A 6,274-nucleotide genomic window follows, 5' to 3' on the forward strand; every position below is an offset into this window, starting at 1 on the left:
CAATTCGGCTTAAAAAAGGCTGAAAAAAATATTTTTGTTTTAATATTCAAAAGGAATGCCCCTAGCCGAAAGGTTCGGGGCATTTTGCATTTATCCCTGATTATTGCTGTATCTGGCATCTTCGTTCTTTTGACAACACGAATAAAAATCTCTTGATCAAAGGAAATCTGGCTGCTGGCGAAACGCTGATAATTACAAATTATTTTGACAATCTCACGAATAAATAAGAACTTCATTCTTAATAAATAACAAAGAACTTTTTTATGAACCATTTGGCGAATAAAATATGGAGGTTTTTTTCCTTCATTTTCGTAGTAGGAGTTGTAAGTGCTTGTCAAAAATCCGAAGGATTCTCAAAAGTTGTCTTGATAGAAGGAATGGATGAGCCAATGGCAATGACGTTTCTACCTGATAATCGAATTCTTTTTGTAGAAAGAAAAGGAGCGGTAAAGATTTTAGATCAAGAAACAAGAAAAACCAGATTAGCAGGGACAATTCCCGTTAGCACCAAGTACACTGACAAAGAAGGAGTTGTTAGTGAAACCGAAGAAGGATTAATGGGAGTGGTCGTTCATCCAGAATTTGAAAAAAATTCATGGGTGTTCATTTATTATGCAGATCCGGTAGATCCTAAACATGTGTTGGCTAGATATGAACTCAATGGAAGTACACTAGTTGAGGAATCAAAAAAAATCCTTTTAGTCATACCAATTGATAGAGGTTACAACCATACTGGTGGAGGAATGGTCTTTGACAAGGAGGGAAATCTCTACCTGACTGTTGGAAATAATACAGAAAACCCAAAATCTGGGACTTCCAGCTTGGATGAACGTCCTGGATATGAAGGCTCTGATGATCAAAGGGCTGCCGGAAATACCAATGATTTGAGAGGTAAGATATTAAGAATTCATCCAGAAGATGATGGAACTTACTCGATTCCAAAAGGGAATTTATTTCCCGTAGGCACAGACAAAACCAGACCTGAAATTTATACCATGGGGCATAGAAACCCATGGAGGGTTTCTTTGGATAGTGAAACGGGATATTTGTATTGGGGCGAAGTGGGACCCGACTCTGATTATGATTCTATCGGGGGATCTAGAGGATATGATGAGTTCAATCAGGCCAAAGGCCCAGGATTCTTTGGATGGCCATATTTTATTGGTAATAATCAGCCGTACAATAGACATGATGTTTTTACAAACACCTATGGGGAACCATTTGATGTGAACAACCCTGTCAATGAATCTGTCAATAATACAGGCTTAAGAGAATTGCCTACTCCGGTTATTCCTGCCATGATTTGGTATCCCTATGACATTTCGGAAGATTTTCCATTGTTAGAAAGTTCTTCAAGAAGCGCAACTGGTGGACCGGTTTTCAGAAGAAAAGATTTTGCAAGAGACGCTCCTTTTGTTTTTCCAGAATACTATGAAGGAAAATGGTTAATCGTTGATTTTATGAGAGGCTGGATTATGTCTGTGAGCATGGATGAAAATGGTAATTACAAATCCATGGAGAGATTCCTTCCAGAGGAGACATTTAGCTCTGCAATTGACATGAAATTTGGTCCAGACGGGGCGCTCTATATTCTTGAATATGGTGAAGGTTGGTTTAAGCGAAATCGCGATTCTCGAATAGTAAAAGTAGAATATAACAGAGGAAATAGAAGACCAAATGTGAATGCGAGTGCTGATAAATTAGCTGGAGCCATTCCATTTACTGCTAATTTCTCTTCAGCGGGAACCAATGATGAGGATTACTATGATAAGGGAAAACTTACCTATGACTGGGTCATTACTTCTGTCAATGGAGCTACGGTAAATCTTAATGGTCAGGATGCTTCTTACACTTTTGAAACACCTGGAATTTATAAAGTCTTGCTTACCGTAACTGATACTAAAGGACAATCTAATTCGGCAAGTCTTGAAGTGGTGGCTGGAAATGATCTGCCTGCCGTAAGCATTGATTTCAAAGGGAAAAATAGGACCTTCTATTTTGGGGATAAGTCACTGGAGTATAAAGTTACGGTGACGGACAAAGAGGATGGAAGTACCTCAAACGGGGCCATAAAGCCAGAAGAAGTAGCTGTTACATTTGATTATATTCCTTCAGGATTTGACCCAATCCAGCTGGCATCAAAACAAATAGGCGTTGAAACAAATGCCGTGCTTAGTATTGGACGTAACCTTATTGAGGCGAGTGATTGTAAATCATGTCATCAATATGATTCGACTTCCATCGGTCCTAGCTATGCTGCAGTTGCCAAAAAGTATCCAAATAATCCGGATAATGTCAATATGTTGGTAAGTAAGATAATTAAAGGCGGGAGTGGAGTTTGGGGAGACTACGGCATGAGCGCTCACCCACAATTGTCTGAAGCCGATGCCAAGCGAATGGTAGATTATATTTTCAGTTTGAATGATTTGAATTCAAATGTTGCGTCTCTTCCTTTGGAAGGTAAATTAACCCCAGAAGTTCCTGAAGGCGAAGATGGTCAGGGAGGATATTTGTTAAGAGCCTTTTATTCTGATAAAGGGGCTGAAAACATCACATCATTGACAGGTGAAGACTTTGTCGCTTTGCGAAATCCTTTTCTAGATCCAATGCTATCAGAAGTAAGAAAAGGAGTTCAATTATCTACCAAACCGAATGTTAATTTCTTTATGGTGGGAGATCAATCTTACATTGGTTTTAAAGATTTGGACATGACAGGGATAAAAGAAATCATCCTGTATTTGGGAATTAATGCTATTGATGATGCCAAAGGCGCATCAGTGGAGGTAAGATTGGATTCTCCGACAGGTAAATTAATTGGTGAAATAGATAAAGTAACCAAAGCTCCGGACGGTGAAGTCAAAACAATATCTGGAGTTTCAGCAGCAGAATTAAGACGGAAAAATTCCATAAAATCAACTGCTGCTATAGCTGCCGCTACTGGAAAGCATGATGTTTATTTCGTATTCAAGAATCCGGATGCGAGATCAGAAGATATACTAGTATCTGTCAACGAAATAGAGTTTAAAAACTAGTTTGTAAACGACTGGATATTCATTTATGAGGATCAGATCAAGTAGGCAAAAGAAATAGTTTTGAAAAAATTAAGCCCCGAATCTTTCGACTCGGGGCTTTTAGCTTTTTTTGATATCCTAGTTATTCTTGACTGTGGTAGTATCTGGTTTTGTTGTTGGTTTTGGCTTTGGTAAGAATCCTTTTAAGAGTTTTTTTGCTTCGTCTACCGCTTTGTCCTTTGTGACATCTACCTGTTTTTCAAGCTCTTTTTTAACGCTGTCTTGAATTACTTCAGCTTTCAGTTTCATTTCTTTTTTGATGCTGTCCTGCGCTGCATTGAATTGCTCGGTAGCTTTTGTTTGAAGAGCCTGAGTTTCGCCAGATACTCTAGCTTTTAAGGTATTGGCTAAGAGGGTTTCAATACTGTTTCCTCCTGCCAAGGCAATTTTTGGAGAATTATAGGTTCCTGATAAGTTTAATGCTAAGGGAATCATTGTGTTTTCATCTACTTGATTTCCTGAGATTGTTGCTAAAATTGAAGTCGCTTGGGATCCAAACTTATTCGCTGGGATCAGCATATTTACCAAGTAATTTATAGACCCATCAAAACCGGCAGATCCCTGAACATTTGCTTGATAGTCCCAAAGTTTTACATCAAATGGCTTCACATCCATCACTCCATTTTCTATGGAAATAGGAATGGATATATTTTTCAATTGAAGCGTATTGACATCTTTTAGCTTCGTTAGACTGGTAATCCCTTCCAGTATTTTACTGTCTTTCAAAGCCGTTTCAGCTACTTTAAGTAGTCCCCTGCCGTCTAGACTAGAAAGCAGAGGCATCATATCCTGTCCAAGATTTCCGGAAAAACTTAAATTGGAATTGAATTTTCCAGTTAGGTTTTGGGCTATGGGCGCAAATGCTTTTACAGTGTTAAATGATTTGAAAGCCTCAGCAATACTCAGTTCGGCAATATTCAGATCAAAATTAAATTTTGGTGCCGTCAGGTCTCTTGGATCATATGTGCCATTAAGTGCAATGGTTCCGCCCATGGTTTGCATGGAGGCATCACTAAAGTTTAAAACCCCATCCCTCAAAGTCATATTTCCTTTCATTTCTTTAAGAGTCAAATTGTCATATAGTACTTCATTTGCGGCAACCGTCATGGTAAAATCAATGTTTTTTGGGAGTTCAATGACTGTCATTTCAGATGATACTGTATCTGAAGATGCGTCTTCGCTCATCCACTCATTGACATTGAAGCGTGGACTATTTAATGCTAGTTGACCCTTTAAAGTACCATCTTCACCCAGCAAGTAATTCATATAATTAGAAAGAGTACCTGTTGCTTTAACATGGCTTTCCCCAAGCTTGGAATCAAATTCATTTAATGAAATGTTATTTGGGTTAAATGTGGCTTTAGCAGAAAAAATTTCCACTCCCTGCGGAATGTCTTGGGATACAAATTTGAAATTTGAAATATCCATGGTGCCACTTGTTTGAAGCTGATTGTATTTTTCTGCCTCAACAGCCGCATAGGAACCTTTTGTAAAAAGATCAGCATTAATTCTGCCTTCCATCTCCATCCCTTCCATTGGGAAAATGGTCAGGATTTTTTTCAAATCAAGTCCTCCGATAATTTCTCCATCCCAAAAAAGTTGATCAAAATCTTGAATTTTCAATTTACCCTTAATGGATTCATCTTCCAGTTCAAAACCAAATTGACTCAGATCCACCAAAAAATCATTCATTTTCCCGCTGATATTTTGGATGGAAGCATTGACATTCAGGTTCTCTATAGGAGCTGGATAATCCGCGCTTTTCACATAGCCATTTGCAAGTTGAAGCTTAGCGTCAATTGCCGGAATAATTCCTGCAACAGAATCATAACGCCCTTTTGCGAGTGCATTGACATCCAAAGTCCCTTTCAGATTCATGTCTTCAATAGGAAAAATTGAGGTTAGCTCCTCTAAATTCAGCTTTCCATTAAGTGCTGCATCAATTGTATAAGAAACTAAATCTGAAAGAAAGAATTTACCAGAAATTGGGTTGCTTCCAAAATCAAGATTAAATGTTGGGATTGAAATAGAGGTATTGTCCAGATTATCTGTCTCATTCTTTACCTGCATGTCTAGATTTACGTTTTTTACCGGGCGGGGTAAATCAGGGTATTGAAACATACCGTCGGCAACTTTCAGCGAAACATCAAAGGCCGGAAACTTGGTGTCATTGTAGATTCCTTTTACAAAACCGTTGAAGTCCATGCTTCCGGATGTTTGTAAGCTCGAGAAGCTTTCTGAATAAATTTCTGGGACAAGGGATAGTAGGCTTTTGAATTCATTGTCCTTACCTCCAAAATTCAAATCGAATTCAATATCATCAGATGGCATGGCCAAGAATCCCGTCATTCCAAAATGGAAATCATTAAGCTTGAAATCACCATCACTTACAGTAAACTTCATGTTTTTCATATCGATGTTCAATAAGGTCTCGCCAGAAAAACTTTTATTGGAAAGATAGTTGGTACCTTCATAGGTGATATCAGCTATCATTGCTTCCATTTCTACTGGTAATTCATATACATCTGCAGTAAATTCTCCATTTCCCGAGCCATTGATCCCGGAAAGGGCCATGAAATAATCAAGTTCGCGATCATCATACACAAGGTTAAGATCATTTATTTCTAGTTGATCCACCCCTATTTTCATACTGCTTTCGGCACTGTTTGCCGTTTCTTCTGAAGGATAAGTTATATCGTAATTGGCCGTTCCATCTTCTAATACTTTGATGTATAGATTTCCGCCATTGAGGTGAACTCCTGTGAGAGTAGGGAATTCCTCAAAAAGTACAGACATCAGATTGAAATCAATCTGAAGTTCGTCTAAAGAAACCAACGTGTCACTTTCGAATGGGGCATTTCCTACCACCCCAAGGTCTTTGATATTTGCAGAAATATTAGGGAACCTTTTAAAAATGCTCAGACTGATATTATCGATATCATAAATCACCTTTGCATTCACAGATTGGGCAATTTTTTGGTCAATATGGGCAGCTATTTTATCCTTGAAAATAAATGGAAGTGTAAACGCTGAGGCTATTAAAAAAAGAAATATTCCGGATAGTATTAAGATTGTTTTTTTCATAATATGTATATCCGCAATCTTGCCAGTATGATTAAATCGAAGCAATAATGAGTCTGTCAAAGAGTTTTTGACCGAAATATCTTCTGTTGAGTTTGTAACAAAACTCGTCCAGGTAATTC

2 protein-coding genes are annotated in these 6,274 nt (G+C 38.1%); one reads left to right on the top strand and one right to left on the bottom strand.

The window, feature by feature from the left end; genetic code table 11:
• The first annotated feature begins 263 nt into the window (after positions 1–263).
• Positions 264–3,032 carry a PQQ-dependent sugar dehydrogenase gene (locus P8O16_RS17880; protein ID WP_300316938.1) on the top strand — a complete coding sequence of 923 codons (2,769 nt, stop codon included), beginning with the start codon at positions 264–266 and terminating at the stop codon, positions 3,030–3,032.
• A gap of 117 nt (positions 3,033–3,149) precedes the next feature.
• Here P8O16_RS17880 and P8O16_RS17885 read toward each other — a convergent pair whose 3' ends face one another.
• Positions 3,150–6,155, bottom strand: coding sequence for an AsmA-like C-terminal region-containing protein (locus P8O16_RS17885; protein WP_300316945.1), 3,006 nt, complete (start codon positions 6,153–6,155; stop codon positions 3,150–3,152).
• Positions 6,156–6,274: the final 119 nt, after the last annotated feature.

The sequence above is a fragment of the Algoriphagus sp. genome, from assembly GCF_029254265.1.
Taxonomy (GTDB): Bacteria; Bacteroidota; Bacteroidia; order Cytophagales; family Cyclobacteriaceae; genus Algoriphagus.

Bases quoted from the DNA above. Each gene is read 5' to 3' on its own strand.
- P8O16_RS17880 (WP_300316938.1), top strand. From the start codon at position 264: ATGAACCATTTGGCGAATAAAATATGGAGGTTTTTTTCCTTCATTTTC.
- P8O16_RS17885 (WP_300316945.1), bottom strand. From the start codon at position 6,155: ATGAAAAAAACAATCTTAATACTATCCGGAATATTTCTTTTTTTAATA.